Genomic DNA, 24,215 nt, shown 5'->3' with positions numbered 1-24,215 from the left:
ATGCTTGGACCATGCTGTGGGCAGGCAGGTCCGCCGTGGAGATCGCGACAGCCGTACGGCAGGGCGACGTGACGGCCGCGACGGTCGTCGAGGAGCACCTGCACGCGATCGCCGAGCGCGATTCCCGGGTGGGCGCCTTCCGCATGGTCAGGGAGCGCGCGATCGACGAGGCGCGGGCCGTGCAGAAGCGCCGCGACCTGGCCGACCTGCCGCTGGCGGGCGTGCCCGTCGCGGTCAAGGACAATCTGGAGGTGGCGGGCGAGACCCGGCGTTCCGGCTCGGCCGCCACCCCCGAGTCGATCTGCGACCACGACCACGACACCGTCGCCCGCCTGCGCGCGGCGGGCGCCGTGGTCGTCGGCCTGACCAACCTGCCGGAGCTGGGCCTGGTCGCCTTCGGCGACAGCCACTACGGCGTGGTCCGCAACCCCTGGAACCCCTCCCGTACGGCCGGCGGCTCGTCCTCGGGAAGCGCCGCCGCCGTGGCGGCGGGCATGGTGCCGATCGCGCTCGGCAACGACGGCATGGGCTCCCTGCGCATCCCCGGCGCCTGCTGCGGCGTCCTCGGGCTGAAGCCGGGTCCCGGACTGGTGCCGAGGCCCACGGAGGACTGGCAGGGGCTCGCCGAGAACGGCCCGCTGGCCACGACCGTGGAGGACCTGTCGGTGATGCTGTCGGTGCTGGCCGCCGATCCGCCACTGGCGCAGTCCTGGCGCACCGGGACTCGGGTGGAGCCCGAGCCGCCGATGCTGCGCTCGGTGTGGGCCGACGACGACCAGGTGTGGGAGCAGCAGCCGGTGCAGACCGCGGCCGAGCCGTTCGACCTGCGGGTGGCCTACGCGCCGCGCCCGCTGCCGCCGGGGCTGGCGGTGGACGCGGAGTTCCAGAGCGCGGTGGGCGCGGCCGCCGAGGCGCTGCGCATCGCCGGGCACACCGTGGTCGAGCACGGCCGGCTGCCCGCGTGGCTGGGTCCGAGCACGATCGCGACGTGGCTGGCCCGCGCCTCGGAGTCGGCTTCCTCACTCACCCCTGCCCGGCTGCAGCGCCGGACGCGGTCGCTGGCCAGGGCCGGAGCCGTGCTGCGCAGGCTCAAGCTGGAAGGGGCCAAGGGGCGCAAGCGCTGGCAGGACTACGGCGCCGACCAGTGGTTCGGCGACGCCGACGTGCTGGTCATGCCGACGCTGGCCGCCCCGCCGCCGGTCGCGGAGGGCTGGGGCGAGCGCGGCTTCCTGCGCAACGCGCTGGGCAACGTCCGGTACGCGCCGTGCACCGGCCCGTGGAACATGTGCGGGTGGCCGGCGATGACCGTGCCGTTCGCCACGCACTCCAGCGGCCTGCCGATCGGCGTCCAGCTCGTGGCGCCGCCCGGCGGCGAGCCGCACCTGCTCGGGCTGGCCGCGCAGCTGGAGTCCTCCCACCCGTGGCCGCGGCACGCCCGCGGATTCTCCTACTAGCCGGCGCGGTCCGACTACCAGCCGGCGCTGGCGCGACTACCAGCCGGCTCTAGTGCGAACTACCAGCCGGCGCTGGCGCGACTACTAGATCGGCGCTAGTGCGACGGCAGGAGGCGGCGGGCGTGGGCGATGAAGGCGGTGGCGGCCGGGCTCGTCGGGCCCTCGGCGCGCCACATCAGCGCCATCTGGCCGCGCAGCCGGGGTCTGTCGAGGGTGAGGACGTGGACGTCGGCGCCCGCCGCGGCCGACTCGGGAAGCACCGCCACGCCGAGCCCGCGGGCGGCGAACTGGGCCAGCACGTAGGGCTCGCTGGCCTCGAAGGCGACCCGGGGCCGGAATCCGAGCGCGGCGCAGGCGTTCTCGAGCACCGTACGGAGCCCTGTGCCGGTGGGCGCCGCGATCAGCGGCCTGTCGCGCAGGTCGGCCAGATCGACCGAGGTGCCCTGGGCCAGCTTGTCATCGTGCGGCACGACCACCACGAGCGGCTGGTCGATGACGATCTGCGCGTCGAGCCCCGGCGGCAGCGGCCCGCCCACGCCCGCCAGCCCCAGATCGACCCGGCCCGCGACGACGGCCTCGACCAGGCTCACCGGGTCCAGCTCGACCAGGGAGATCTCCACCCCCGGATGCCTGCGGTGGAACCCGGCGAGCAGCCCCGGCAGGTCGAGCACGGACGGCACGGACACGCCGCCCATCGTCACGTGGCCGCGCAGCAGCCCGGACATCTCGTCCACGACCTCCCGCGCGCCCACCACGGCCGCCAGCGCCGCCCTGGCGTACGGGAGCACCGCCTTGCCCACCGGGGTGAGCCTGACCGAGCGGCCCGAGCGGTCGAACAGTTCCTGGCCCAGCTCCCGTTCGAGCTGCCGGATCTGCGCGCTCACGCCGGGCTGCGCCACGTGCAGCCGAGCCGCCGCCCTGGTGAACCCCGCCTCCTCGGCGACCGCCACGAAGTACTCGAGCTGCCGAAGCTCCATACCCGATCACGCTAGCAGCCAAGCCACCACAAGCAGCCGAGATACCCCAGCCACCCAAAGAGCCACGAGCCACCATCGCGTCCAGACGGTTCCCGTGCGCCGTGACGGCGGGCCACTGTCACCGACTCGCCGGACTCGCCGCCTGCGGGCCCTCAGCCGAAGAGCGGCGGGCGGCCGGTGGGGCGGCCTGCCATACAGCGATCAAGTCCCGATCGGATGCCAGACGGTTTTGGTCTCTAGGAAAGCGGTGAGGCGAGTCACGCCCGGGTCGGCGGGCCAGTCCTCGGTCGCGGGGCGGATGACCCGCTTGAGGTTCTCGGCCGCGGACTGCTCGCACCGCAGGGCCAGGTCGGGGTCCGTGACGCCGGTCAGGTCGAGCGCGTTGACGTCCATGTGGGCCGCCAGCCAGGGCGCGAGCTCCGCCTGGTGCCCCGTGAGGATGTTGACGACGCCGCCGGGCAGGTCCGAGGTGGCCAGCACCTCGGCCAGCGTGATCGCGAGCAGCGGGGTCTTCTCCGAGGCCACGACCACGCAGGTGTTGCCCGTGACGACGGCCGGCGCGATCACCGACACGAGCCCGAGCAGCGGGTCCGCGGGCGCGATCAGCGCGACCACCCCGGTGGGCTCGGGCGTCGACAGGTTGAAGTACGGCCCGGCCACCGGGTTCGCCGACCCGCGCACCGAGGCGATCTTGTCGGACCAGCCCGCGTACCAGACCAGCCGGTCCACGGTGGCGTCCACCGCCTCCAGCGACGCCTTCTTGCCGCCGCCCATCTCCTCGGCGAACTGAGCCCGCCGGCCCTCCAGCATCTCGGCGATCCGGTAGAGGATCTGTCCCCTGTTGTACGGCGTGGCCGCCGACCAGCCGGGGAACGCCTTGCGCGCGGCGGAGACGGCGTCGCGGGCGTCCTTGCGGGAGGCCCTGGCCGCGTTCACCTCGCTCTTGCCGGAGGTCACGATGTAGGACCTTCCACTCTCCGAACGCGGGAACGCCCCGCCGATGAACAGCTTGTAGGTCTTGCGGACGGACAGCCTGCTCATCACCGCTCCTGCGTCAGGTGCACGGGCACGAAGATCTGGCCGCAGCGGCTGACGCCGCCCCGGTGGGCGTACCAGCCCTCACGGACCGGGCGGCCGGCGCGGGCGACGGCGTGGCCGCGGAAGGCCTGCGCGCGGCGGGCGCGGCGGTCGGCGCGGCGGTTCTCACACATCAAGGTAGGCCTCCAAACCGAGCCGCCCGCCCTCGCGGCCGTACCCGGACTCCTTGTAACCGCCGAACGGCGAGGCCGGGTCGAACCGGTTGAACGTGTTGGCCCACACGACCCCGGCCCTGAGCCTGTCCGCCATCCACAGGATGCGCGAACCCTTCTCGGTCCAGATGCCGGCCGACAGCCCGTACGGCGTGTTGTTGGCCTTCTCCACGGCCTCGGCCGGCGTGCGGAACGTCAGCACCGACAGCACCGGGCCGAAGATCTCCTCGCGCGCGATCTTGTGCGACTGCGCCACCCCGGTGAAGATCGTCGGGGGGAACCAGAAGCCCTTGCCCGGGATCTCGCAGGCCGGGGACCACCTTTCTGCGCCCTCTTGCTCGCCGGCCTCGGAAAGGTCGCGGATCTTCGCCAGCTGCTCGGCGGAGTTGATGGCGCCGATGTCGGTGTTCTTGTCCAGCGGGTCACCCAGGCGCAGCGTGCCCAGGCGGCGCTTCAGCGCGGCGATCAGCTCGTCGTGCACCGACTCCTGCACCAGCAGCCGGGACCCGGCGCAGCACACGTGGCCCTGGTTGAAGAAGATGCCGTTGACGATGCCCTCGACGGCCTGGTCCAGCGCGGCGTCCTCGAACACGATGTTCGCGGCCTTGCCGCCCAGCTCCAGCGTCACCTTCTTGTCCGTGCCCGCCACCGTGCGGGCGATGATGCGGCCCACCTCGGTGGAGCCGGTGAAGGCCACCTTGTTGACGTCCGGGTGCGCGACGACCGCGGCGCCGGTCTGGCCTGCGCCGGTGACGATGTTGACCACGCCCGGCGGCAGGTCCGCCTGCTGACAGATCTCCGCGAACAGCAGCGCGGTCAGCGGGGTCGTCTCGGCGGGCTTGAGCACCACGGTGTTGCCGCAGGCCAGCGCGGGAGCGATCTTCCAGGCCAGCATCAGCAGCGGGAAGTTCCACGGGATGACCTGACCGGCCACTCCCAAGGGCTTGGTGCCGAATCCGGCGTACTCCAGCTTGTCGGCCCAGCCCGCGTAGTAGAAGAAGTGGGCCGCCACCAGCGGCAGGTCCACGTCGCGGGATTCGCGGATCGGCTTGCCGTTGTCCAGCGACTCCAGCACGGCCAGCTCGCGGGCGCGCTCCTGGATGATGCGGGCGATGCGGAACAGGTACTTGGCCCGCTCGGCGCCGGGCAGCGCGCTCCACACGCCGAACGCCTTGCGGGCGGCCTGCACGGCCCTGTCCACGTCGTCGGAGGTCGCCGTGGCGATCTCCGCGAGCTTCTCCTCCGACGCCGGGTTGATCGTCTTGAACGGCTTGCCGGATCCCTCGACGAACTCGCCGTTGACGAACAGGCCGTACGACGACTTGATGTCGACGATGTCGCGTGACTCGGGGGCGGGTGCGTACTCGAACATGTCAGTCCACCGTGAAGTAGTCGGGACCCGCGTAGCGGCCGGTGGCCAGCTTCTGGCGCTGCATGAGCAGATCGTTCAGCAGCGAGGAGGCGCCGAGCCTGAACCAGTCGGGCGTCAGCCAGTCGTCGCCGGCCGTCTCGTTGACCAGGACCAGGTTCTTGATGGCGTCCTTGGTGGTGCGGATGCCGCCCGCGGGCTTGACGCCCACCTGCCGCCCGGTGGCGTCGCGGAAGTCGCGCACCGCCTCGAGCATGATCAGCGTCACCGGCAGGGTGGCCGCCGGGGCCACCTTCCCCGTCGAGGTCTTGATGAAGTCGGCACCCGCGATCATGGCCAGCCAGGAGGCCCGCCGTACGTTGTCGTAGGTCGCCAGCTCGCCCGTCTCCAGGATCACCTTCAGATGCGCGTCGCCACTGGCGGCCTTGATGGCGACGATCTCCTCGAAGACCTTCAGGTAGTCGCCCTCGAGGAACGCGCCGCGGTCGATCACCATGTCGATCTCGTCGGCGCCGGCCGCCACCGCCAGGGCGGTGTCGCTCACTTTGACCTCCAGCGACGAGCGGCCGCTGGGGAACGCGGTCGCCACCGAGGCCACCTTGACGCCCGAGCCCCTGACCGTCGCGGCCGCCTCCGCCACCAGGTCCGGGTAGACGCACACGGCCGCGACCTGGGGCGCGCCCTCGCCCGGGTGCATGGCCTTCGTGCACAGGGCCCGGACCTTGCCGTGGGTGTCGGCGCCCTCGAGCGTGGTGAGGTCGACCATGGAGATGGCCAGGTCGATGGCCTGCGCCTTGGCCGTCGTCTTGATGGAACGGGTGCCGAGCATCGCCGCCCGCTGGTCCGCGCCGACCCGGTCGACGCCGGGCAGCCCGTGCAGGAATGCTCGCAGCGTCACGTTGGACGAGGCGACGTCCGCGAGCGAGGTAGTCAGAGTTGACACCCCCACAGCATCGCTGACCGGGTGCGGTGATTCCAAACTCACCGATAGGACAAAATCCGCTGACGTGTCACACCAGACTCCCGGGACTCCGCCGTTGCCCACATGTCCCTGGTCAGCGACGCGCCCCCGCGCTCCTCCGCGACCCGCCATCCGGACGGCTCGCCGTACGCGCTCTCGGAACAGGCCGCCACCAGGGCGGACATGACGATGAAGACGATCACTAGGTTCCTCACGACCCATCATCGTGGCGTCCCTAGGACCCTCTGAGGCCCTGACCTAGGTAGGGGTAAGACGAAGCTTCGGCAGAGATAGGGCATCCACCCGATGCCCCACCCGGGGCCTTAGCACGACTCTTGAAGGTGTCAGAAAGACAACAAATACCGAGGAGTCGGACATGCACCCCGAGATCGAATACCAGCTCATGAAGAACCACGCCAACGAGCTCCGTGAGGAGGCAGCCAGGCACCGCCAGGTACGCGAAGCCCAGCGGGCCAACAAGTCCGAGCGCCGCTCGGTCTTCGGCAAGCGCCGTTCGTCATGAGCAAGCCACGAGAGCCCGGCCGCAACCTCCCTCGCGGCCGGGCCTCAGAGCCGCCCTAAACCCGTCGATAGCTATCCATAAGGCGTGACATGCTGGACGACATGCTGGGACGTTCCGTGAGTCCCGTCTTCGTGGGGCGGGCGCCTGAGCTCGCCACGCTCAACGAGGCTTTCGGAGAGGCCCGCAAGGGAGATGCCACCGCCGTCCTCCTCGGCGGCGAGGCGGGAGTGGGCAAGACGCGCCTCGTCCAACGCTTCGCCGACCAGGCCCGTCAGGCGGGCGCCCAGGTGCTGTTCGGCGGCTGCGTCGAGCTGTCCACCGAGGGTCTGGCCTACGCGCCGTTCACGGCCGCGCTGCGCCAGCTCGTCAGGGAGCAGGGCACCGCCCAGATCGCCGCGCTGCTGCCGGAAGGGGCCGGGCGCGACCTGGCCAGGCTGCTGCCCGAGTTCGGCGAGCCGAGCGGCGACGGCGAGACGGAGACGGGCCGGGCCAGGCTCTTCGAACAGTTCCTCACCCTGCTGGAACGGCTGGCCGACAGCCGGCCCACGGTCCTGATCATCGAGGACATCCACTGGGCGGACCGGTCCAGCCGCGACCTGATCGCCTTCCTCAGCCGCAACCTGCGCGCCCCGCAGGTCCTGATCGTGATGACGTACCGATCGGACGACCTGCACCGCCAGCACCCCCTCCGCCCGGTGCTGGCCGAGCTCGGCCGCGTCAACGGTGTGATCCGCCTGGACCTCCCCCGCCTGTCGCGCGACGAGGTGGCGCAGCAGATGGCCGGGATCCTCGGCAGCACCCCCGACTACGCCAAGGTCGAGAAGGTCTACGAGCGCAGCGAGGGCATCCCGCTGTTCGTCGAGGCCATGCTGGACAGCGGAGAGGAGTGCTCGTTCCCCGAGTCGATGGCCGATCTGATCCTCAGTGCCGTCGAGCGCCTGCCCGAAGAGACCCAGCGGGTGCTGCGGGTCGCCGCGGCCGGCGGCAACCGCGTCGGCCACGCGCTGCTGGCCGCCGTCAGCAGCCTGTCGGACCTGGAGCTGGAGGCCGCGTTGCGCCCGGCCATCGCCGGCAACGTGCTGCAGATCGCCGACAGCCGCGCCTACGCCTTCCGCCACGCGCTCATCCGCGAAGCCGTACACGACGAGCTGCTGCCCGGCGAGCACCAGCGCCTGCACGCCCGCTTCGCCGAGGAGATCTCCCTCGACCGCAAGCTCGTCCCGCCCGGCCGCGCCGCCGTCGAACTCGCGCACCACTGGTACGGCGCGCGCAACGACAAGGCGGCGCTGGTGGCCGCCTGGGAGGCCGCGCAGAAGTCGTTCAAGGCGTTCGCCTACACCGAGGCGATCCCGCTCCTGGAGCGCGTCCTGATGCTCTGGGACCGCGTGCCCGGCGCCGAGGAGCTCATCGACGCCGACCACACTGCCGTGCTCGAGCGCGCCTCCGAGGCCGCGCACGCCGGCGGCGAGGTCGACCGGGGCGTGAAGTTCATCAAGGCCGCCCTGTCCGAGCTGGACGAGACCAAGGAGCCGGGCCGCGTCGCCAATCTCATGGTGCGCTGGGCCAAGTTCAAGGTCTCCAAGGGCAAGATGGGCGTCATCGAGGACCTGCGCGACGCCCTGCGCCTGGTGCCCGAGCCCGGCATGGACCGGGCCGAGGTCGTCACGCAGATGAGCCAGCACCTCATGCTCCGCGGCGAGGTGGCCGAGGGCACGCGCCTCATCGAGGAGGGCCTGCGCCTGGCGAGCGAGCTCGGCAACCGCTGCCTGGAAGGCGACCTGCTGCTGAACCTGGCGCTCGGCCACTCCATCGCCGGCGACTACGAGGCCACGCTGGCCACCAACATGCGTGCCCTGGAGCTCGGCAAGCTGGAGAACTCCGGCCGGCTCATCACCCGGGCGATCGGCAACAACATCGACGCGCTCACCGACATGGGCCGCTGGGAAGAGGCGCTCGCGCTGACCGACGAGGGCTGGCGGGCGGCCAAGAAGTACGGCCGGCTGCGGGCCGGTGGGCTGTTCATCCTCAACAACAAGGCCGAGGTGCTCGAAGCCATCGGCCGCTGGGACGAGGCCATCGAGGTCCTGGACGTGGCCACCAGCTACGGCCCCGTGCTGCGTACCCGGCACCACATGCTGCGCGTGCGCGCCGACATCGCCCTGGCCAGGGGCGAGTTCGACCTGGTCGAGGGCATCCTGTCGGAGCTCGGCGTGCTCAAGGAGCGCCCCGAGGACTACCTGCAGGACATCACCAACAGCACCCGGCTGCACATCGGCTGGCACCTGCTCAAGGGCGAGCCCGACAGCGCGCTGGCCGTCGCGGAACGCGTCCTGGCCCGGCCGTCGCAGTCGAGCAAGGCCATGCTCGGCTGGCGCCTGCTGGCCCTGCTGCGCACCGTCTGTGACGCGGTCGACGCCGTGGAGCCCGACCGCGCCTCGGCCGTGCGCGAGCACGCCGCCGACGTGGCCGCGTGCCTGCACGCCAAGGGGCCGGTCGCGGAGGCCTACCGGCTGTCGTACTCGGGCGACTTCGACGCCGCGGCCGCCGCGTGGGAGCGCATCAACCGCCCGCACAACCAGGCCAAGGCGCTGATGCGGGCCGCGTCGGTGGCCGCGCACTCCGGTGATCGCGAGGGTGCCGCCGGCCGGCTGCGCACCGCGCTCCCGCTGGCGCAGGCGCTGCGGGCCACGCCGCTCATCGTGGAGATCGAGACGCTGTCGCGGCGCGTCGGGGCCACCTCGCCGCAGGATGCGACGTCCGAGCTGCTCACGCCGCGCGAGCTCGAGGTACTGCGGCTCGTGGCACTCGGGCGCAGCAACCGGGACATCGCCGCGGAGCTGTTCATCTCGGTCAAGACGGTCAGCGTCCACGTCTCCAACATCCTGTCCAAGCTCGGCGTCACCAGCCGGGGCGAAGCGGCCGCCGCCGCCCACCGCCGCTCCCTCCTGGACGCCTGACCCTCAGGCGAAGAGGGGCTGGGCGAGCAGGATCACGCCGAAGACGGCGAACGCTCCGGCCGCGCCGTACTTGATGACCTTCTCCGGCAGGTGCTTGCCGAGCATGCGCCCGACCAGGATCGCCAGGGCGTCGGCGGCGACCATGCCGACGGTCGAGCCGAGCCAGGTGCCGAGCCAGCCGTGCTGCGTGGCCAGCGTGATCGTGGCCAGCATGGTCTTGTCCCCCAGCTCGCTGAGGAAGAACGCCACGGTCACCGCGACCAGGGCGTTGCGGGTGGTACGGCGGGCCTTGCCGGCCTCCTCCTCGGTGAGCTCGTCGCCGCGCAGGGTCCACAGGGCGAAGGCGAGGAAGGCCAGCCCGGCCACGATGGAGATCGCCGTGGTGGGCAGCGCGTCGCCGATGAGCCCGCCCACGGCCACGCTGACCAGGTGGACGGCGGCGGTCGCGACGGTGATGCCGGCCAGTACGGGCCATGGCTTGAAGCGGGTGGCGAAGGTCATCGCCATGAGCTGGCTCTTGTCGCCGAGCTCGGCCACGAAGATGACGGCGAGGCTTATCCAGAACGCTTCCAACGGTCCCCTTCCGTGCGGCCGGGACCGGTTCGCCTCTCGTCGGGGAGCAGCGCTTCGGCCCGGCGACATGTGTCCATGACTGCCAGGCCGAAGGTCTCGTCCGCCTCGTCAGAGGCCCGCGTGACCGGGCGCACGGAGCGCCAGCATGTCGACCACGCGATTGGGACTACTCCCCTTCGGTGTTTCCGCCAACCTTAACAGCCGTTACAGAAGGTCTATTCCGGCCAGGACCGGCTCGTTGACCAGGGTGACGCCGAACTTCTCGCGCACCCCGTCGCGCACCTCTCTGGCCAGGGCCAGCAGGGCGGCGGTGGTGCCCTCGCCGTCGGGGTTGGTCAGCGCGAGCGTGTGCTTGGTGGAGATGCGTACGGGGCCGCGCTGGTAGCCCTTGGGGAATCCGGCCTGCTCGATGAGCCACGCGGCGGGCACCTTGACCGCGCCGCCGGGCATCTCCCAGCGCGGGTGGCCGGGGGCGCGCGCCTCCAGCTCGGCCGCCGCCTCGGGCTGCAGGATCGGGTTGGTGAAGAACGAGCCGGCGCTGCGGGTGTCGGGGTCGCTCGGGTCGAGCACCATGCCCTTGCTCCTGCGCAGCTCGAGCACGGCCTCGCGGGCCCGCCGGGCGGGGACGCTCTCGCCGAGCTCGACACCGAGCCGGGCTGCGAGCTCCTTGTAAGCGATTTTCCCCGACATTTCGGATAGGTCCAGGGCGTAGGTGACGCCGAGGACCACGTGCCTGGACAGGTCGCGCTTGAACGCGCTGTCGCGGTAGGAGAAGCCGCACTGGCGGGCCTCGAGGTCGACGACCTGCCGGGTCTTGCGGTCGTAGGCTCGCACGCACCGGATCGTCTCGGCGACTTCCTGACCGTAGGCGCCGACGTTCTGGATCGGGGTGGAGCCGACCAGTCCGGGAATGCCCGACAGACACTCGATGCCGGACCAGCCCTCCTCGACCGCCCTGGCCACCAGCGGGTCCCAGTCCTCGCCCGCCTGGACGGTCACCAGCGCCTGGCCGCCGTCGCGCTTGACCGTCACACCCCGCGTGGCGACGCGGATCACCAGCCCGTCGAAGCCCTCGTCGGCGACGACCAGGTTGCTGCCGCCGCCCAGGATCAGCGTCGGGACGACCTTCCTGTCAGCATCGGCCACCAGCGAGACCAGCTGCTCGGCCGTCCGCGCCTCCACGAACTCCCGCGCAGGCCCGCCCAACCCCAGCGTCGTATACGCCCCGAGCATCTCCATGGGCCCCAAGCTTATGTCCTTCTTCTCCCCACCCTCTCTTGCCAGGTTCTCGCGCTTCCACGGCAGCTCACGCGCCTGTACGGCAAGGCCGCCGCCCCCCTTTTCGCCAACCCACATCCCGCCGACCCGGCGCCTGGTGGCCGCGCTCACGGTCACGCCACGCGCCAGGCCGGGAGACACGGCGTTCCGGAAGCCTGGCGATCCCGGTGAGCCCATCAGAGGCTGCGGACAGCGGGGGATCGTGGGGTGGGGAGGTTAGGTGAGTTGGACTATGGCGCGGGCCTTGGAGAGGACGCGGGTGTCTGCGGACTTGGCGGTTAGGCCGATGACGACCTGCTTGTCTTCGAGTTTCTCCTCGATCACACCGCTGACCGTGATCGTGGCGCCCTGGTCGTCGTCCGGGACCACCACCATGGACGAGAAGCGGACCCCGTAGTCCACCACCGCCCCGGGATCCCCGGCCCAGTCGGTGACGAAGCGGCCTGCCTGCGCCATGGTGTACATGCCGTGCGCGATGACATCCGGCAGCCCGACCATCCTGGCGAAGCGCTCGTTCCAGTGGATCTGGTTGAAGTCGCCGGACGCCCCGGCGTACATCACCAGGTTCAGCCGCCGCACGCCGTACTCGACGGCCGGGATCTCCTGCCCGACGGTCACCTCGTCGTACTTCACCGTCGCCGTCATCAGGCCGCCCCTCCGCGCTCGACGATCGTGTTGTACGTGGTGCACACCGGCTCGCCGGAGACCGTGGTGATGTCGCTGCGGACCGTCATCAGCTCGTTGCGGCCGGCGCTGCGGATGTCGGTGATGGTCGCGGTGCTGACCAGCTCGTCGCCGGCGTAGATCGGGCGCGTGTACTCGAAGCGCTGCTCGCCGTGGACGACCATGGCGATGTTGAGCCCGAGCTCCGGGTCGATCAGCGCCTCGCCGCCGCTCTGCAGGCTGAACACGATGGGGAAGGTCGGCGGTGCGATCACGTCGGGATGCCCGGCCTCCTGCGCTGCCTCCGTATCGCGATAAATCGGATTGCTGTCACCGATCGCCGTCGCGAACTCCCTGATCTTCACCCGGCTGACCTCGTAGGGGGCGGAGGACGGGTATGTCCTGCCCACGAAATCACGGTTCAAGGCCATCAGTGCCCCTTCACGCGTCCCAGTCGTCCTGAGCCGACGTTAACAGAACAAGGTTCCGCTGTCCTCTGCCGATCAGCCGGCAGGGCAGTCGCTGTCACCGCCGCTGAACTCGGGACAGTACCCGGAAGGGAGCGGCTGCGACGGCCGATGGAGATTGCTTGACGAACCTCGCGGCGATGCCGCCATAGATTCAGGCCACCCGCCCGGAGCGGTGGAGCAGGCGGGCGAGCGTCGCGGGCCCCGGCCACCGAAGGGCACGACGGGCCTCCTGGGCACCACCCCACGGTCGCGCTCGCGAGCGCCGGGTCGGCGCGAAGAGGGGACGGCGAAGGTCGGCGCCTCTTACGGCGGGAGGGGGGACCGCGGTGCCTGGTTACGGAGCGCCGTGACTGCGGGCAACTGTCATCGACTCGCCGGAAGCGCCGCTCGCGGGCCCTCAGCACGGGGCGGCGGGCGGCGGTGGCGGCGGCTTGCCGTACTGAAAGCATGACAAACCGGCGCCCTGTGCAGGACGCCGGTTGTGGCTCTGTGGGCCCCTAGCGGGTTTCGCGGTGCGCGCGGTGGGTGCGGCAGTTGGGGCAGTACTTGTTCAGCTCAAGCCGATCCGGGTCGTTGCGCCGGTTCTTCCGCGTGATGTAGTTGCGGTGCTTGCACTCCTGGCAGGCCAGCGTGATCTTCGGCCTAACGTCGGTGGCAGCCACTTGGGAGTGCCTTTCTACGCTCGGGACTGGGACATGCCCATGCCCAGGCCGTGTGACCTGGGTGGGGGCAGTAGCGGAGGCCGGACTTGAACCGGCGACACAACGATTATGAGCCGTTTGCTCTGCCTGACTGAGCTACTCCGCCTTTGGGCCGGACGAAACACCCGGCCTGTAGAGGATACCCGACATGGAGAGCGCCTTCGCACTTCACCTGATCGGGTGGGTGACACCTAGTATGCCTCAGGATCTCCCGACATCAGAAATCCAACAGAAAAGCCCCATCCGCAGAGATGGAGCTCGCTTGCCTAATTGGAGCCCCCAAACGGAATCGAACCGTTGACCTTCTCCTTACCATGGAGACGCTCTGCCGACTGAGCTATAGGGGCCTGTCCGTGGTCGCGGACAGGTGTAACCATACACGGCGCCCAGCCATGATGCGAACTCGTTCGGGGCAGTGTGATGATCTCGCACAGGTCGGCCAGATCGACCAATCGGGCCACGTCGGCCACCGAGACGCAGTCGGCGACCAGCCACCCGTGCCGCCGTACCCGGAGCACCTGGCGGCCGGCGCGCGTCGCGGGAACGACCTCGTAGCCGCCTGTGCCGACCCATCGCCTGTCCATAGCGGCTCAGAGTAGACCTCGGGTCCCTCAATTTCCGGGACATGACACGCGTTACAGCCATGCCAAGTCGGTTCCAAGAAGGACCGAAGTCGCGAAGCGCACCCTGAGGGCAAGTCTCGAAAGGAGCCCTCAGATGTCCCCGAACCTCCTCGGAATACGTATCGCTCACCGCGCCATGCGCGCCGATGCCCGCCGCGTGGCCCTGCTCATGGAGGAGCTCGCCGCCGGCCGCCAGCAGGCCGACCTGGCCCGGCTGCGCGCCATCGCGGAGTTCGCTACCCGGCTCTGCGCCGGCATCCACCATCACCACCGCGCCGAGGACGACGCGCTCTGGCCGGTGCTCGTCCGGTCCGCCGGCCCCGAGGTCGACCTGGACAGCCTGACGGAGGACCACGAGGCGCTCGACCCGCTGCTCGAGGAGATCACCGAGGTGGCGGCCCGGCTGGAGTCCGACCTGGGCGCGCCCGCGCTGCTGGCCAAGTCGTGCGCATCGCTGGCGGACCTGCTCGACGAGCACATCGAGGAGGAGGAGCGACTGCTCTTCCCGGTGATCCTGCGCTACGTGTCGGAGCGCGACTGGCGTGAGGTGGAGAACGCTGCGCGCAAGGGCGGCGACCTCCGCTTCGACCTGCCCCGCATGGCCCAGTACGCCGACCAGGACGAGCTGGCCGAGCTGCGCCGCGCCGCCGGCCCCGTGCTGCTGCTCCTGCTGCGCCTGCTGAACCGCGGCCACCTCCGGCGCGAGCGCCTCATCTTCGGCCACGTCTGAGGGTCCCAGCCCGTACGGCGAGCCCCGCACGGCCCGCCTCAGTAGCGGAAGAAGCCGACGAGGTCCTTGCGCGGGGCGATCTCGTCGACGCGGACCTGGGCGCCCGTCTCAGGCGCGTTCATCATCATCCCGTTCCCGAGATAGATGCCCACGTGATGCGTCCTGCTCGGCTTGCCGAAGAACACCAGATCCCCCGGCCTGGCCGAGCTCACCCGTCGCAGCAGCCGCAGGTGGTCGTCGGTGTTGCCCGGCCCGAGCACGTCTGTACCGAGCGCCAGCGCGTACACCCACCGGGTGAACCCGGAGCAGTCGAGGCCGCGCGTGCGCTTGGCAGGGCACGGCTTGATTCTGCCGTGGTATCCCCGGCAGGTGCCGGTGGACGGTCCCGGGCTGCCCGCGTGGCCACCGCCCCAGGAGTAGTCCACGCCGTCCTGCTCGACCTGGTAGGCGACCGCGACGATCCGCGCCGGGAAATAGGACACCAAAGGCATGGAAGCCGTCGCGGTAAGTAATAACGCCGCGATCGCCACCAATGCCCCACGTCCCCGCAACACAGACCCATCCTGCATCAACTAGCGGGCAACTCGAGTTCCACCGACCCGACCGTGAAGCGCATCCCCACAGGGCCCTTGTGCCGCGCTTTGGTGGTGAACGTGAACGTGGCCTTCTGACCGCGGGCGAGCTCGGGGATCGCGCACCGCACGGCGGTCCCGCTGACGGCGCACCCCGGCGCCCGGGTCACGCGCTGCCCGCCGTACGCCCGGCCCGAGACCTTGACGTTGGTGACGGGGTACGGGCCGGTGTTGGTCACCGTGACCGAGTAGTGGCGCCTGTCGCGGGCGACGCCGGAGACGGTGACCTCGGCGGGCGGGTTGACCAGCGCGGCGAGCTCGGTGTCGGTGCCGTTGAAGGAGTCCTGGCCGCCGGCCAGCGAGCCCTTCTCGGCCGACTGCCAGAAGGTGTGCTTCTGCCAGCTCTTGGGCAGTTCGCCGGGGTCGCTCCCCCAGTGGGCCAGCCAGAGCGGGTTGGCCGCGAACTTGGCGGAGTCGCCGGTGCAGGTGCGCCACCAGCTGGTGGTCGTGTAGATGACGGCGCGGACGCCGGTCGCCCGGTGGTACTTCGCGGTGAAGTCCTTGATCCAGGTGACCATGTCCTTGGGCGACAGGTCGTAGCAGGTGTTCTTGCCGTTCTTGTCGCGGTAGGGGTTGTCCTCCAGGTCCAGCACGCCGGGGAGGGTCTGCCCGCCTCCGGTCCATCTGCCGCCGTTCTGGAGGAAGAAGTCGGCCTGGGTGGCGCCGTCGGATTCGTGGGGTTGCGCGAGGTGGTAGGCCCCGCGGAGGAGCCCGGCGTCGGCGGCGCCGCCGTACTGGGCGTCGAAGCTGGGGTTGCGGTAGTTCGTGCCCTCGGTCGCCTGGACGAAGGCGAACTTCGCGCCGCCGGAGGAGACCGACTCCCAGTCGATCTCGCCGGTCCAGTTGCTGACGTCGACGCCGGCGAGGCCGTCGGCCGCCTGCGCACTCCCGGATAAGCCCACCAAAGCGGTCACCGCCGCGGCTAATACTCGTTTCACCCGCAGATCGTACGCGAATTCCTTCGGCGATCAGCGGAAAACCCCAGGTCAAGCGCCTGAAATTGGCATTCTCCCCGCACTCGCCAGGACGTCGTTTTCGCAGGTCAGAGGTGATTTGTGAACGTGACATTCGCGTTTGCCACAGCGGATTCGCCCGCCCCAGACTGGATCCGATCCTCGAAAACGAGCCCCGACCAGGGGTTTCTTCGCCATGCCCGGAGGCGTCCACCATGATCCACGCCCGCGGACTGACCCGAGTTTTCACCGTCAAACGACAGACCGTCGAGGCCGTGCGCGGCATCGACCTCGACGTCGAGAAGGGCCAGCTGGTCGCCTTCCTCGGCCCGAACGGAGCGGGGAAGTCGACCACGCTCCGCATGCTCACCACCCTCCTCCCGCCCACGTCCGGCACCGCCACGGTCGCCGGCCACGACGTCGCCCGCGACCCCGCGGGCGTCCGCGCCCGCATCGGCTACGTCGGCCAGAAGAACAGCGCGGGCGAGCACTTCCTGGTCCGCGACGAGCTGGTCACCCAGGGCCGCTGCTACGGCCTGACCTCCGCCGACGCGGCCAGGCGCGCCGACGAGCTGCTCGACGTGCTGGAGCTGAAAAGCCTGGCCAAGCGCAAGCCCGGCACGCTGTCCGGCGGCCAGCGCCGCCGCCTGGACATCGCGCTCGGCCTCATCCATCGCCCCGACCTGCTCTTCCTCGACGAACCCTCGACCGGCCTGGACCCCAAGAGCCGCGCCGACATCTGGGCGCACATCCTGCGCCTGCGCGAGGCCTACGGCACGACCCTGTTCCTGACCACGCACTACCTCGAAGAGGCCGACAGCATGGCCGAACGCGTGGTGATCATCGACAACGGCCACATCATCGCCGACGGTACGGCGAGCGGGCTCAAGAACGACCTGGCGGGCGACCGCATCACGATCACCACCGAGACGGAGCAGGAGGCGGCGCGAGCCGTACAGCTGCTGGGAGAGGCCACCGCGGACGGGGCCGGCGCCGAGTTCCGGGTGCCGAACGCGGCCGCCGCCCTGCCCGAGTACCTGCGCGCGCTGGAGGCCGCCGGGATCAAGGTGACCACCGCGGAAACCGCCCGCCCCACCCTCGACGACGTGTTCCTCAGCCTTACCGGGAGAAGCCTCACCGATGACGACATTCCTTCGTGACACCCGCACCGTATTCATCCGCGAGTTCACCCCGTCGCTGCGCGAGCCGCTCGGCCTGGTGTTCTCGATGGTGCAGCCGCTGCTGTTCCTGTTCCTGTTCGGCTCGCTGCTCGACGGGGCGATGCGGAACTCGTCCTGGCAGTGGTTCGTGCCCGGGATCCTGATCATGATGTGCCTGTCGGGGCCGCTGCTCGCCGGGTACACGCTGCTGGTCGAGCTGCTCGGCGGCTCGATGGAGCGGATGCTGGTCACGCCGCTCAACCGCAGCGCGATGCTGGTCGGGCGGACCATGAAGGAGATGGTGGTCCTGCTCTGCCAGGCGTTGCTGATCATCGCGCTGGCGCTTCCGCTCGGGTTCCGCCTCCATCCGGCCGGGGTGCTGGGCGGGCTGGCGCTGCTGACGGTGTTCGGGGTCGGGCTCGGCTCGCTGTCGTACGTGCTCGCGATCAAGTCGGCGCCCAGCGGCACGCTCTTCTACGTGATCTCGCAGGCCGTGCTCTTCCCGCTCCTGCTGCTGTCCGGCGTCCTGCTGCCGATCGAGTCCGCTCCGAGGTGGATGCGGGTGATCGCGGCCTTCAACCCGGTCTCCTACATCGTCGACGCCCAGCGCGCCCTCTTCTCCGGGCACCTCGCCGACATATCCATCCTGTACGGCACGGCCGCATCGCTGGCCACCGCCGCAACCGGCCTCTACCTCTGCAACCGAGCACTCCGCCGCGGCGTCTAGCCCTGGTAGAGAAAGACCCGGTTCCCGTCAGAGTCAAGCCGTCACGGGCTGATCGCGAGGAACAGGAAGGCGGCGAAGAGCAGGAGGTGTACGCCGCTCTGGAGCAATGTGGCGCGGCCGGGGACCACCGTGAGGGTCGAGACGACGAACGTCAGGGCGAGCAGGACCAGGTGGGTGGGGCCCAGCCCGAGCAGGAGCGGCCCCGTGATCCAGATCGACGCGATCGCGATCGCCGGGATCGTCAGGCCGATGCTGGCCATCGCCGAGCCGAGCGCCAGGTTGAGGCTGATCTGGAGCTGGCCGCGCCTGGCCGCCCTGACCGCGGCGATCGTCTCGGGCAGCAGCACCAGCAGCGCGATGACGACGCCCACCACGGCCTGCGGCAGCCCGGCCAAACCCACGGCGGTCTCGATGACGGGCGACTCGACCTTGGCCAGGCCGACCACCGCCACCAGGGCCACCAGCAGCAGCGCCAGGCTGAGCAGCGTCGTCTTACCTGAGGGGCGCGGCGCGTGTTCCGCCTCGGCCGCGTTCGCGCTTTCGACGGGAAGGAAGTAGTCGCGGTGCCGGACCGTCTGCGTCAGGACGAACAGCCCGTACAGCGCGATCGACGCGACCGCGGCGAACCCCAGCTGAGCGGGCGAGAACGCGGCACCCTCCTGGCTCGTGGTGAACGTCGGCAGCACCAGGCTGAGCGTCGCGAGCGTGGCCACGGTCGCCAGCGCGCCGCCGGTGCCCTCGGCGTTGAACACCGCCACGCGCCTGCGCAGCGTGCTGCTGAGCAGCGACAGGCCGACGATCCCGTTGCATGTGATCATCACGGCCGCGAACACCGTGTCACGCGCCAGCGACGAGGTCTTCTCACCGCCGCTGAGCATCAGGCTGACGATCAGCGCGACCTCGATGACGGTCACCGCGACGGCCAGCACCAGCGAACCGAACGGCTCGCCGACCCGATGTGCGATCACCTCCGCGTGGTGCACGGCAGCCAGTACGGCTCCCGCCAGCAGCAGGGCCAGCAGGATCACGACAACCGTGGACAGTTCTCGTCCCCAGGACAGCACCAGAGCCAGCAGGGCGAGCAGGGGAGCAGCGAATGTCCACGATCTCATGTCTCGATCATGCCCGATGATGGCCTGGTGTCCATTTCTCTCATCGCCACCACGACCGTGCCGTGGGTCCCCGCGGCGCACACGCTGGAGCTGGCGCTCACCCGGCAGGCCCCCTCGTCCGGCCAGGTCACCTCGGCGTTCGCCTTCGTTCTCGACGCGTCGGACCGGCTGCTGCTGACCTGCGTGGACCGTCCCGGCAGAGGCTGGGACATCCCCGGCGGGCACCTCGAACCCGGCGAATCCCCTGCGGAGGCGGCGGCCCGCGAGCTGGCGGAGGAAACGGGCTTCCAGCTCGATCCGTCGGCGCTGGAGCTCTTCGGCTGGCAGCGCATCGAGATCACCGGGGAGGTGCCCGCGGATTACCCGTACGCCCTGCTGACGTACATGCTCACCTTTACGGCCCGCCTGGTGATCCCCGGCCCGCCCACCTCCCCGCCCGCGGGAACGGAGAGTACCCAGGCGGAGTGGCTGACCCGGGCCGAGGTCGAATCACGCTGCGCCCACCGCACCTGGCTCCCGCTCTATCAGGCGTTGAGGTAGTCGAGGCGGGGATCGGCGCGGGCGATGTGCAGGTGTCCGTCCCTGACCTGCCACTCCTGCTGACCGTCCACCTCGTGGAAGGCGAGGAAGAGACCCGCGACGTGGTCGCCGTCCTCGTCCGGAGGCGGCAGGGCGGCGATCCGGCGGACCGTGGCCTGGATCTCGTCCAGCTCGGATTCCCTGACCGCGCGGGCGTAGCAGGCCGCCGTCAGCCAGCCGCCTTCGGGGAAGGTCCAGCCGGGTCCGTCGGCGAGCCGCCTCACCTCGGCTCGCTGGCTGTCCGAAAATTCCAGCCATCCACGGATGTAAACCCAAACGCCCATCCCTCCATGATGGTGGGCATGACGATGATCCCCCTGCGCCGGTTCACGGCTCGCGCGTTGCCCATTGACGATCACGGGCGGGTGTTGCTGCTCCACGGCTTCGATCCGGCGCGGCCCGGCATGTCGTACTGGTTCACCATCGGCGGCGCCGCCGAGGGCGACGAGACGCTGCCGGAGGCCGCTGCGCGGGAGCTGTACGAGGAGGTGGGGATCGTTGCCGCCGCCGGCGACTTCACCGGGCCGTACGGCACCGGGACCATCGAGTTCACGTTCGCCGAGTACGCGATCACGCAGGATCAGACGTTCTTCGCGATCCGGGTGGGGAATGCGGAGGTCTCCTTCGACCACATGGAGGAACTGGAGAAGGCCACCACGATCGGGCACCGATGGTGGAGCGCGGAGGAACTCGACGACACCGAGGAGCTCGTCTTCCCGAAGGATCTGGCCGACATCCTGCGCGGGATACACGCGGGCTAGCGGCGGTAGCCGGCCATCCGCTCGAGCCGCGCGACCCGCTCCGACGTGGGCGGATGCGTGGAGAAGAGCCGTCCGAAGCCGGACCCGGCGAACGGGTTCGCGATCATCATGTGCGAGGCGGACGTCAGGCGGCTGTTCTCAGGGAGCGGAAGCCGCCTGGCTCCCATCTCGATCTTGCGGAGCGCGGAGGCCAGCGCCAGCGGGTCACCTGTGAGCCGGGCGCCGGATTCGTCCGCCTGGAACTCCCGGGTGCGGGAGATCGCCATCTGCACCATGCCGGCCGCCACCGGGCCGAGCACCATCATGAGCAACGCGCCGAGGAAACCCGGGCCCTCGTCGTCGTCGGACCCGCCGAAGAACACCGCGACGTAGCTCAGCCAGGTGATCATCGTGGCCAGCGCGCCGGCCACCGACGAGACCAGGATGTCGCGGTTGTAGACGTGTGACAGCTCGTGCCCGATCACGCCGCGGAGCTCCCGCTCGTCCAGGAGCTTGGTCAGGCCGTACGTCACACAGACCGCGGCCTGGCGCGGGCTGCGACCAGTGGCGAAGGCGTTCGGCTGGACCGTGGGCGACAGGTACAGGCGCGGCATCGGCTGGCGCGCCTGCGTCGACAGCTCACGCACGATCCGGTAGAGCACGGGCTGCTCGACCTCGCCGACCGGCCGGGCACGCATCGCCGACAGCGCGATCCGATCGGAGAAGAAGTACGCCACACCGTTGGTCACCAGGGCGAGCACGAACGCGATCTGCAGGCCGGTGCCGCCGCCCAACCACGCGCCCACCACGAGGATCGCCGCAGACAGGCTCCCGAGCAGGATGGCGGTCCGCAGACCGTTGTGGTGCAAGGTTCCCCCCTTCGCGCTTGGGTTCACCTGGTCCAACGTCCACGCCCCGCCCCCGCGTTCCCTTCGGGCGGCGGTAGCCGTACACCTACCGGTAATTGACGAACTGCAGAGCGATGTCGAGGTCCTTGCCCTTCAGCAGGACGATGACATCCTGCAGGTCGTCCTTCTTCTTCGAGCTGACCCGCAGCTCTTCGCCCTGGATCTGGGCCTTCACACCCTTTGGGCCCTCGTCGCGGATCAGTTTGGAGATCTTCTTGGCGTTCTCCTGATCGATGCCCTCCTTGAGGCTGACGAGCATCCGGTACTCCTTGCCGGACAACTTGGGCTCGCCGGCGTCAATGATCTTCAGGGAGAGGCCACGCTTGACCACCTTCTCCTTGAACACGTCGAGCGCGGCCCCTGCCCGCTCCTCGCTGTTCGCCTTGATCTCGATGTTGTCCTGCCCAGACCAGCTGATGGCGGCTCCGGTGCCCTTGAAATCGAAGCGGTGCCCGATTTCCTTCACCGTCTGGTTCAGCGCGTTGTCGACCTCTTGGCGGTCGATCTTGCTCACGATGTCGAACGATGAGTCGGCCAAAACGCACTCCCTCTCGCAACTGCACTTACCCCAGCGAACGAGCCTAGCCAGCATCGGCTCGCATTGCAGTGTTGCCAGCCACGGGACCCCGAAGGACCATGGCGCTATCCGCAGTTGTCGATGGGATTAGTAGGCATTATGCGAGTGATCGGCGCGGGCTTCGGCCGCACTGGAACACTGTCGATGAAGGTCGCCCTGGAGCAGCTCGGGTTCGGCCCCTGCCACCACATGTCAGAGGTCGTCGAACGGCACGGCCAACTGCGACGCTGGCTCGCCCTGGCCTCCGGCCATCCCGTGGACTGGGACGAACTGCTCGGCGGGTACGAGTCGTGCGTCGACTGGCCCTCCGCGGCCTACTGGCGCGAACTGGCCGAACACTTCCCGCAGGCGCGGGTCGTGCTCACGGTGCGCGATCCGGAGCGGTGGCTGGCCAGCATGAACGCCACGATCCTCAAGCAGCGCCGTCGTCCGCTGATCCAGGGGCTCTCCTCGCTCCTGGGTACTGACCTGGCCGCCTTCATCCGGATGACCCGGCTCACCGTGGTGGAGCGGGTCTTCGACGGGCGCACGGACGACCGGGACTACCTGCTGAAGGCGTTCACCCGGCACGTCGAGGAGGTCAAGGCCACCATCCCGGCCGAACGCCTGCTGGTCTTCGAGGTCAGCCAGGGGTGGGAGCCGCTGTGCGACTTCCTCGGCGTACCGGTGCCGTCGGAGCCGTTTCCCCGGGTCAACGATGCCGCCCACTTCGACCGCTTCGCCCGCTCCCACATCGCCCCCCTGATGTTCCGCCGCACCCCCTGACCAGCCACCCCACCGAAGCTCCCCCGCCCCCTCCCCCGAAGCTCCACCGGCCCCTCCACCCAGGATCCGCGAGGTACTCACCCAAGATCCGCGAGCCACTACGCCCAAGATCCGCAGAGCACTTCACCGAAGATCCGGCGGGGACAAACCGGTGTCACGTACACGCCGGAAGTCCGCTATCCTTCTGTCTGTCGCCGCGAGAGCGGATGACACGGCAGGTTGCCCGAGTGGCCAAAGGGAGCGGTCTGTAAAACCGTCGGCTCAGCCTACGCAAGTTCGAACCTTGCACCTGCCACACCAGCGGAAAGAGGCCCGTCACCAGCGGAAACGCGGTGACGGGCCTCTCGCGTTGATCGCCCGTAAGTTCCCGGGATTCCCCCTGGTTTCCCGTGGCATCTGGCACGCGATCATGGCTGTCCTGCCCTGTGCGCACGCACACGCTGTACCCGCCGGATCTTCCCGTCGCCGTCGTCCCACCCGTCAGGGGAGCGGGTCAAGGGCCGGAGGTGAAGGTGGAGCTCCCCACCGGAAGAACGACCTTCGCCTCCGGCCCTCGACCTGCTCGGCTGTCCTGGGCGACGGCGACGGGAAGATCCGGCTCCCAGCCACTGACTACCTGGTGCATGTCCGCGATCATCCCGGAGCCCGAGGCCCCCGCCGGAGGCTGTTTTGCCTGTCGGAGGCGTCTGCAATGCTGCGGCCATGATGAATGAGGGGATTCCAGAGTTCCTGCAAATCACTAGCCCACACGAGATGTCGTCCTACCTGCGGCGGGAGATGGTCGAGTGCTGGGTAGCGGTGAGCAACGCTGGGGGTGCGGCCGGTTTTCCCTTCCCCCCTGTCAGCTTCGATCAGGTGGCGGTGGTCGCTGATCAAGTCATTGCCGGCCTCGCTCCCCAACTCAGCCGACTCCTCGTGGCCCGCGCCGATGGGACGCTCGCAGGGTGGTTGAACGTGCGCAGGGACGCCAACCCGTTGATCGCTCACTGGGGCACAGTGCATCACGTTCAGACGCATACCGGCTTCCGCGGAAGAGGCATCGGGGCCGCGTTGATGCACGAACTCCACCGCCTCGCACGTGAAGAGATGGGGCTCGAACAACTCCACCTTGCCGCCCGGGGTGGAGTAGGGCTCGAAGACTTCTACGGGCGGCTGGGTTGGAAAGAGATCGGCCGGTGGCCCGGCGCGCTGCGGCTCGCGCCCGGTGATGATCGCGACGAGATCCTGATGGTGCTTGAGCTCTGACCACGTTGGCGGTGGTGCGGCGCTGGGGTCGGCGGGTTCGATCGGTACGGCGGCGGCTTGTGCGGGCCCCCCGCGAGAACGGCCCCCAGGCCGCACGCGCAGCGCGGGAGGGGCGGCGCGGGGGTGCGGCGGCGCGCCGCGCCGCCGCCTTGATACCTATAAGAACAATTCGGCAAGATCAGCCGAGTAGGTTTGTCCTGTCTCGCTTGATGGTTGACACTCTGGCCTCGCTTGATGCTTGACACCTTGATCGTCTTCTGTGCCTGCTCGTGGCGTTATCGGCGCTTC

At 69.7% G+C, this 24,215-nt stretch carries 27 protein-coding genes and 3 tRNA genes; 11 read left to right on the top strand and 19 right to left on the bottom strand.

Translation table 11 applies throughout. The features are described 5' to 3' along the window. Positions 1–11 precede the first annotated feature (11 nt). A complete protein-coding gene (locus ACIBHX_RS47690) occupies positions 12–1,454 on the top strand; it encodes an amidase (RefSeq protein ID WP_397075077.1) in 1,443 nt (480 codons plus the stop codon). Positions 1,455–1,549: 95 nt separating this feature from the next. Here the strand turns inward: ACIBHX_RS47690 and ACIBHX_RS47685 are convergent, their stop codons facing one another. The 6 genes from ACIBHX_RS47685 to ACIBHX_RS47660 form a co-directional block, all read right to left on the bottom strand. Then, positions 1,550–2,431 carry a LysR family transcriptional regulator gene (locus ACIBHX_RS47685; RefSeq protein ID WP_397075076.1) on the bottom strand — a complete coding sequence of 294 codons (882 nt, stop codon included), beginning with the start codon at positions 2,429–2,431 and terminating at the stop codon, positions 1,550–1,552. Between the two features lie 201 nt (positions 2,432–2,632). Next, positions 2,633–3,472, bottom strand: a complete 840-nt coding sequence (locus ACIBHX_RS47680) for an aldehyde dehydrogenase family protein (protein WP_397075074.1) — start codon at positions 3,470–3,472, stop codon at positions 2,633–2,635. Next, positions 3,472–3,642 carry a hypothetical protein gene (locus ACIBHX_RS47675; protein ID WP_397075073.1) on the bottom strand — a complete coding sequence of 57 codons (171 nt, stop codon included), beginning with the start codon at positions 3,640–3,642 and terminating at the stop codon, positions 3,472–3,474. Before ACIBHX_RS47675 ends, ACIBHX_RS47680 begins: the two co-directional genes overlap by 1 nt. Further along, positions 3,635–5,053, bottom strand: coding sequence for an aldehyde dehydrogenase family protein (locus tag ACIBHX_RS47670; protein WP_397075071.1), 1,419 nt, complete (start codon positions 5,051–5,053; stop codon positions 3,635–3,637). Before ACIBHX_RS47670 ends, ACIBHX_RS47675 begins: the two co-directional genes overlap by 8 nt. 1 nt (position 5,054) lies before the next feature. Beyond that, complete coding sequence (gene deoC / locus ACIBHX_RS47665) at positions 5,055–5,984, bottom strand: deoxyribose-phosphate aldolase (RefSeq protein WP_397075210.1); 930 nt, start codon at positions 5,982–5,984, stop codon at positions 5,055–5,057. Positions 5,985–6,031: 47 nt separating this feature from the next. Next, complete coding sequence (locus tag ACIBHX_RS47660; protein WP_397075069.1) at positions 6,032–6,226, bottom strand: hypothetical protein; 195 nt, start codon at positions 6,224–6,226, stop codon at positions 6,032–6,034. 161 nt (positions 6,227–6,387) lie between these two features. On the opposite strand from ACIBHX_RS47660, the gene ACIBHX_RS47655 reads away from it, so the two are divergent. Both ACIBHX_RS47655 and ACIBHX_RS47650 read left to right on the top strand, forming a co-directional pair. After that, a complete protein-coding gene (locus ACIBHX_RS47655) occupies positions 6,388–6,534 on the top strand; it encodes a hypothetical protein (protein WP_397075068.1) in 147 nt (48 codons plus the stop codon). A gap of 101 nt (positions 6,535–6,635) precedes the next feature. Next, a complete protein-coding gene (locus ACIBHX_RS47650; RefSeq protein WP_397075067.1) occupies positions 6,636–9,491 on the top strand; it encodes an ATP-binding protein in 2,856 nt (951 codons plus the stop codon). Positions 9,492–9,494: 3 nt separating this feature from the next. On the opposite strand, the gene ACIBHX_RS47645 is transcribed toward ACIBHX_RS47650, so the two are convergent. The 7 genes from ACIBHX_RS47645 to ACIBHX_RS47615 all read right to left on the bottom strand — a co-directional run bounded on the left by ACIBHX_RS47645 (position 9,495) and on the right by ACIBHX_RS47615 (position 13,523). Continuing rightward, a complete protein-coding gene (locus ACIBHX_RS47645) occupies positions 9,495–10,064 on the bottom strand; it encodes a TMEM165/GDT1 family protein (RefSeq protein WP_397075066.1) in 570 nt (189 codons plus the stop codon). 204 nt (positions 10,065–10,268) lie between these two features. Next, positions 10,269–11,297, bottom strand: a complete 1,029-nt coding sequence (locus tag ACIBHX_RS47640) for a UDP-N-acetylmuramate dehydrogenase (RefSeq protein WP_397075208.1) — start codon at positions 11,295–11,297, stop codon at positions 10,269–10,271. Between the two features lie 261 nt (positions 11,298–11,558). Further along, positions 11,559–11,987, bottom strand: a complete 429-nt coding sequence (locus ACIBHX_RS47635; protein WP_397075065.1) for a MaoC family dehydratase — start codon at positions 11,985–11,987, stop codon at positions 11,559–11,561. Next, positions 11,987–12,436, bottom strand: coding sequence for a MaoC family dehydratase N-terminal domain-containing protein (locus tag ACIBHX_RS47630; protein WP_397075064.1), 450 nt, complete (start codon positions 12,434–12,436; stop codon positions 11,987–11,989). Before ACIBHX_RS47630 ends, ACIBHX_RS47635 begins: the two co-directional genes overlap by 1 nt. A 536-nt stretch (positions 12,437–12,972) precedes the next feature. Beyond that, on the bottom strand, positions 12,973–13,137 hold the full coding sequence (rpmG, locus tag ACIBHX_RS47625; protein ID WP_214325190.1) for a 50S ribosomal protein L33: 165 nt from the start codon (positions 13,135–13,137) through the stop codon (positions 12,973–12,975). Between the two features lie 71 nt (positions 13,138–13,208). Beyond that, a tRNA-Met gene (locus tag ACIBHX_RS47620) sits at positions 13,209–13,282 on the bottom strand. Between the two features lie 165 nt (positions 13,283–13,447). Beyond that, positions 13,448–13,523, bottom strand: a tRNA-Thr gene (locus ACIBHX_RS47615). A 370-nt stretch (positions 13,524–13,893) separates the two neighbouring features. On the opposite strand from ACIBHX_RS47615, the gene ACIBHX_RS47610 reads away from it, so the two are divergent. After that, positions 13,894–14,529, top strand: coding sequence for a hemerythrin domain-containing protein (locus ACIBHX_RS47610; RefSeq protein WP_397075063.1), 636 nt, complete (start codon positions 13,894–13,896; stop codon positions 14,527–14,529). Positions 14,530–14,567: 38 nt separating this feature from the next. Here ACIBHX_RS47610 and ACIBHX_RS47605 read toward each other — a convergent pair whose 3' ends face one another. Both ACIBHX_RS47605 and ACIBHX_RS47600 read right to left on the bottom strand, forming a co-directional pair. Further along, a complete protein-coding gene (locus tag ACIBHX_RS47605; RefSeq protein WP_397075062.1) occupies positions 14,568–15,020 on the bottom strand; it encodes a C40 family peptidase in 453 nt (150 codons plus the stop codon). A 77-nt stretch (positions 15,021–15,097) separates the two neighbouring features. Next, a complete protein-coding gene (locus ACIBHX_RS47600) occupies positions 15,098–16,099 on the bottom strand; it encodes a GH25 family lysozyme (protein WP_397075060.1) in 1,002 nt (333 codons plus the stop codon). Positions 16,100–16,329: 230 nt separating this feature from the next. Between ACIBHX_RS47600 and ACIBHX_RS47595 the strand changes: the two genes are divergently transcribed. Together ACIBHX_RS47595 and ACIBHX_RS47590 are read left to right on the top strand one after the other, a co-directional pair. Further along, positions 16,330–17,274 carry an ATP-binding cassette domain-containing protein gene (locus ACIBHX_RS47595; RefSeq protein ID WP_397075058.1) on the top strand — a complete coding sequence of 315 codons (945 nt, stop codon included), beginning with the start codon at positions 16,330–16,332 and terminating at the stop codon, positions 17,272–17,274. Beyond that, positions 17,255–18,001 carry an ABC transporter permease gene (locus ACIBHX_RS47590; RefSeq protein WP_397075056.1) on the top strand — a complete coding sequence of 249 codons (747 nt, stop codon included), beginning with the start codon at positions 17,255–17,257 and terminating at the stop codon, positions 17,999–18,001. The genes ACIBHX_RS47595 and ACIBHX_RS47590 overlap by 20 nt, the downstream gene beginning before the upstream one ends. Positions 18,002–18,042: 41 nt before the next feature. Here ACIBHX_RS47590 and ACIBHX_RS47585 read toward each other — a convergent pair whose 3' ends face one another. Then, the gene (locus ACIBHX_RS47585; protein WP_397075055.1) at positions 18,043–19,113 is read right to left on the bottom strand and encodes a calcium:proton antiporter; all 1,071 of its coding nucleotides are present in this window, start codon (positions 19,111–19,113) and stop codon (positions 18,043–18,045) included. Between the two features lie 27 nt (positions 19,114–19,140). On the opposite strand from ACIBHX_RS47585, the gene ACIBHX_RS47580 reads away from it, so the two are divergent. Continuing rightward, on the top strand, positions 19,141–19,653 hold the full coding sequence (locus tag ACIBHX_RS47580; RefSeq protein WP_397075053.1) for an NUDIX hydrolase: 513 nt from the start codon (positions 19,141–19,143) through the stop codon (positions 19,651–19,653). On the opposite strand, the gene ACIBHX_RS47575 is transcribed toward ACIBHX_RS47580, so the two are convergent. After that, a complete protein-coding gene (locus ACIBHX_RS47575) occupies positions 19,638–19,916 on the bottom strand; it encodes a hypothetical protein (protein ID WP_397075052.1) in 279 nt (92 codons plus the stop codon). The two genes, ACIBHX_RS47580 and ACIBHX_RS47575, sit on opposite strands and share 16 nt — an antisense overlap. A 78-nt stretch (positions 19,917–19,994) precedes the next feature. Here ACIBHX_RS47575 and ACIBHX_RS47570 point away from each other — a divergent pair, with 78 nt between their 5' ends. Continuing rightward, positions 19,995–20,453 carry an NUDIX hydrolase gene (locus ACIBHX_RS47570; RefSeq protein ID WP_397075050.1) on the top strand — a complete coding sequence of 153 codons (459 nt, stop codon included), beginning with the start codon at positions 19,995–19,997 and terminating at the stop codon, positions 20,451–20,453. Here ACIBHX_RS47570 and htpX read toward each other — a convergent pair. Both htpX and ACIBHX_RS47560 read right to left on the bottom strand, forming a co-directional pair. After that, a complete protein-coding gene (gene htpX, locus ACIBHX_RS47565) occupies positions 20,450–21,301 on the bottom strand; it encodes a zinc metalloprotease HtpX (protein ID WP_397075048.1) in 852 nt (283 codons plus the stop codon). The genes ACIBHX_RS47570 and htpX overlap by 4 nt on opposite strands. A gap of 85 nt (positions 21,302–21,386) precedes the next feature. Next, positions 21,387–21,932 (bottom strand): YajQ family cyclic di-GMP-binding protein, encoded by a 546-nt coding sequence (locus ACIBHX_RS47560; RefSeq protein WP_397075046.1) that lies wholly within the window; start codon positions 21,930–21,932, stop codon positions 21,387–21,389. An 84-nt stretch (positions 21,933–22,016) separates the two neighbouring features. Here ACIBHX_RS47560 and ACIBHX_RS47555 point away from each other — a divergent pair, with 84 nt between their 5' ends. The 3 genes from ACIBHX_RS47555 to ACIBHX_RS47545 all read left to right on the top strand — a co-directional run bounded on the left by ACIBHX_RS47555 (position 22,017) and on the right by ACIBHX_RS47545 (position 23,927). After that, a complete protein-coding gene (locus ACIBHX_RS47555; RefSeq protein ID WP_397075044.1) occupies positions 22,017–22,682 on the top strand; it encodes a sulfotransferase family protein in 666 nt (221 codons plus the stop codon). A 213-nt stretch (positions 22,683–22,895) separates the two neighbouring features. Then, positions 22,896–22,977, top strand: a tRNA-Tyr gene (locus ACIBHX_RS47550). Between the two features lie 407 nt (positions 22,978–23,384). Further along, positions 23,385–23,927: a GNAT family N-acetyltransferase gene (locus ACIBHX_RS47545; RefSeq protein ID WP_397075042.1), complete on the top strand. Its 543-nt coding sequence runs from the start codon at positions 23,385–23,387 to the stop codon at positions 23,925–23,927. The last annotated feature ends 288 nt before the right edge of the window (positions 23,928–24,215 follow it).

The sequence above is a fragment of the Nonomuraea sp. NPDC050536 genome (genome assembly GCF_044457685.1).
Lineage (GTDB): Bacteria > Actinomycetota > Actinomycetes > Streptosporangiales > Streptosporangiaceae > Nonomuraea.
Note: the sequence above shows the minus strand (reverse complement) of the source record. Positions and strands in the feature narration are given on the sequence as shown.

What these genes read in the sequence shown, in the direction of transcription:
- ACIBHX_RS47590 (WP_397075056.1), top strand. Translation starts at nt 17,255, where the DNA reads ATGACGACATTCCTTCGTGACACCCGCACCGTATTCATCCGCGAGTTC.
- ACIBHX_RS47635 (WP_397075065.1), bottom strand. Translation starts at nt 11,987, where the DNA reads ATGACGGCGACGGTGAAGTACGACGAGGTGACCGTCGGGCAGGAGATC.
- ACIBHX_RS47650 (WP_397075067.1), top strand. Translation starts at nt 6,636, where the DNA reads ATGCTGGGACGTTCCGTGAGTCCCGTCTTCGTGGGGCGGGCGCCTGAG.
- ACIBHX_RS47570 (WP_397075050.1), top strand. Translation starts at nt 19,995, where the DNA reads ATGACGATGATCCCCCTGCGCCGGTTCACGGCTCGCGCGTTGCCCATT.
- ACIBHX_RS47685 (WP_397075076.1), bottom strand. Translation starts at nt 2,431, where the DNA reads ATGGAGCTTCGGCAGCTCGAGTACTTCGTGGCGGTCGCCGAGGAGGCG.
- ACIBHX_RS47675 (WP_397075073.1), bottom strand. Translation starts at nt 3,642, where the DNA reads ATGTGTGAGAACCGCCGCGCCGACCGCCGCGCCCGCCGCGCGCAGGCC.
- ACIBHX_RS47560 (WP_397075046.1), bottom strand. Translation starts at nt 21,932, where the DNA reads ATGCTGGCTAGGCTCGTTCGCTGGGGTAAGTGCAGTTGCGAGAGGGAG.
- ACIBHX_RS47585 (WP_397075055.1), bottom strand. Translation starts at nt 19,113, where the DNA reads ATGAGATCGTGGACATTCGCTGCTCCCCTGCTCGCCCTGCTGGCTCTG.
- ACIBHX_RS47610 (WP_397075063.1), top strand. Translation starts at nt 13,894, where the DNA reads ATGTCCCCGAACCTCCTCGGAATACGTATCGCTCACCGCGCCATGCGC.
- ACIBHX_RS47670 (WP_397075071.1), bottom strand. Translation starts at nt 5,053, where the DNA reads ATGTTCGAGTACGCACCCGCCCCCGAGTCACGCGACATCGTCGACATC.
- ACIBHX_RS47640 (WP_397075208.1), bottom strand. Translation starts at nt 11,297, where the DNA reads ATGCTCGGGGCGTATACGACGCTGGGGTTGGGCGGGCCTGCGCGGGAG.
- ACIBHX_RS47595 (WP_397075058.1), top strand. Translation starts at nt 16,330, where the DNA reads ATGATCCACGCCCGCGGACTGACCCGAGTTTTCACCGTCAAACGACAG.
- ACIBHX_RS47680 (WP_397075074.1), bottom strand. Translation starts at nt 3,472, where the DNA reads ATGAGCAGGCTGTCCGTCCGCAAGACCTACAAGCTGTTCATCGGCGGG.
- ACIBHX_RS47555 (WP_397075044.1), top strand. Translation starts at nt 22,017, where the DNA reads ATGCGAGTGATCGGCGCGGGCTTCGGCCGCACTGGAACACTGTCGATG.
- ACIBHX_RS47655 (WP_397075068.1), top strand. Translation starts at nt 6,388, where the DNA reads ATGCACCCCGAGATCGAATACCAGCTCATGAAGAACCACGCCAACGAG.
- ACIBHX_RS47545 (WP_397075042.1), top strand. Translation starts at nt 23,385, where the DNA reads ATGATGAATGAGGGGATTCCAGAGTTCCTGCAAATCACTAGCCCACAC.
- ACIBHX_RS47690 (WP_397075077.1), top strand. Translation starts at nt 12, where the DNA reads ATGCTGTGGGCAGGCAGGTCCGCCGTGGAGATCGCGACAGCCGTACGG.
- ACIBHX_RS47605 (WP_397075062.1), bottom strand. Translation starts at nt 15,020, where the DNA reads ATGCCTTTGGTGTCCTATTTCCCGGCGCGGATCGTCGCGGTCGCCTAC.
- ACIBHX_RS47630 (WP_397075064.1), bottom strand. Translation starts at nt 12,436, where the DNA reads ATGGCCTTGAACCGTGATTTCGTGGGCAGGACATACCCGTCCTCCGCC.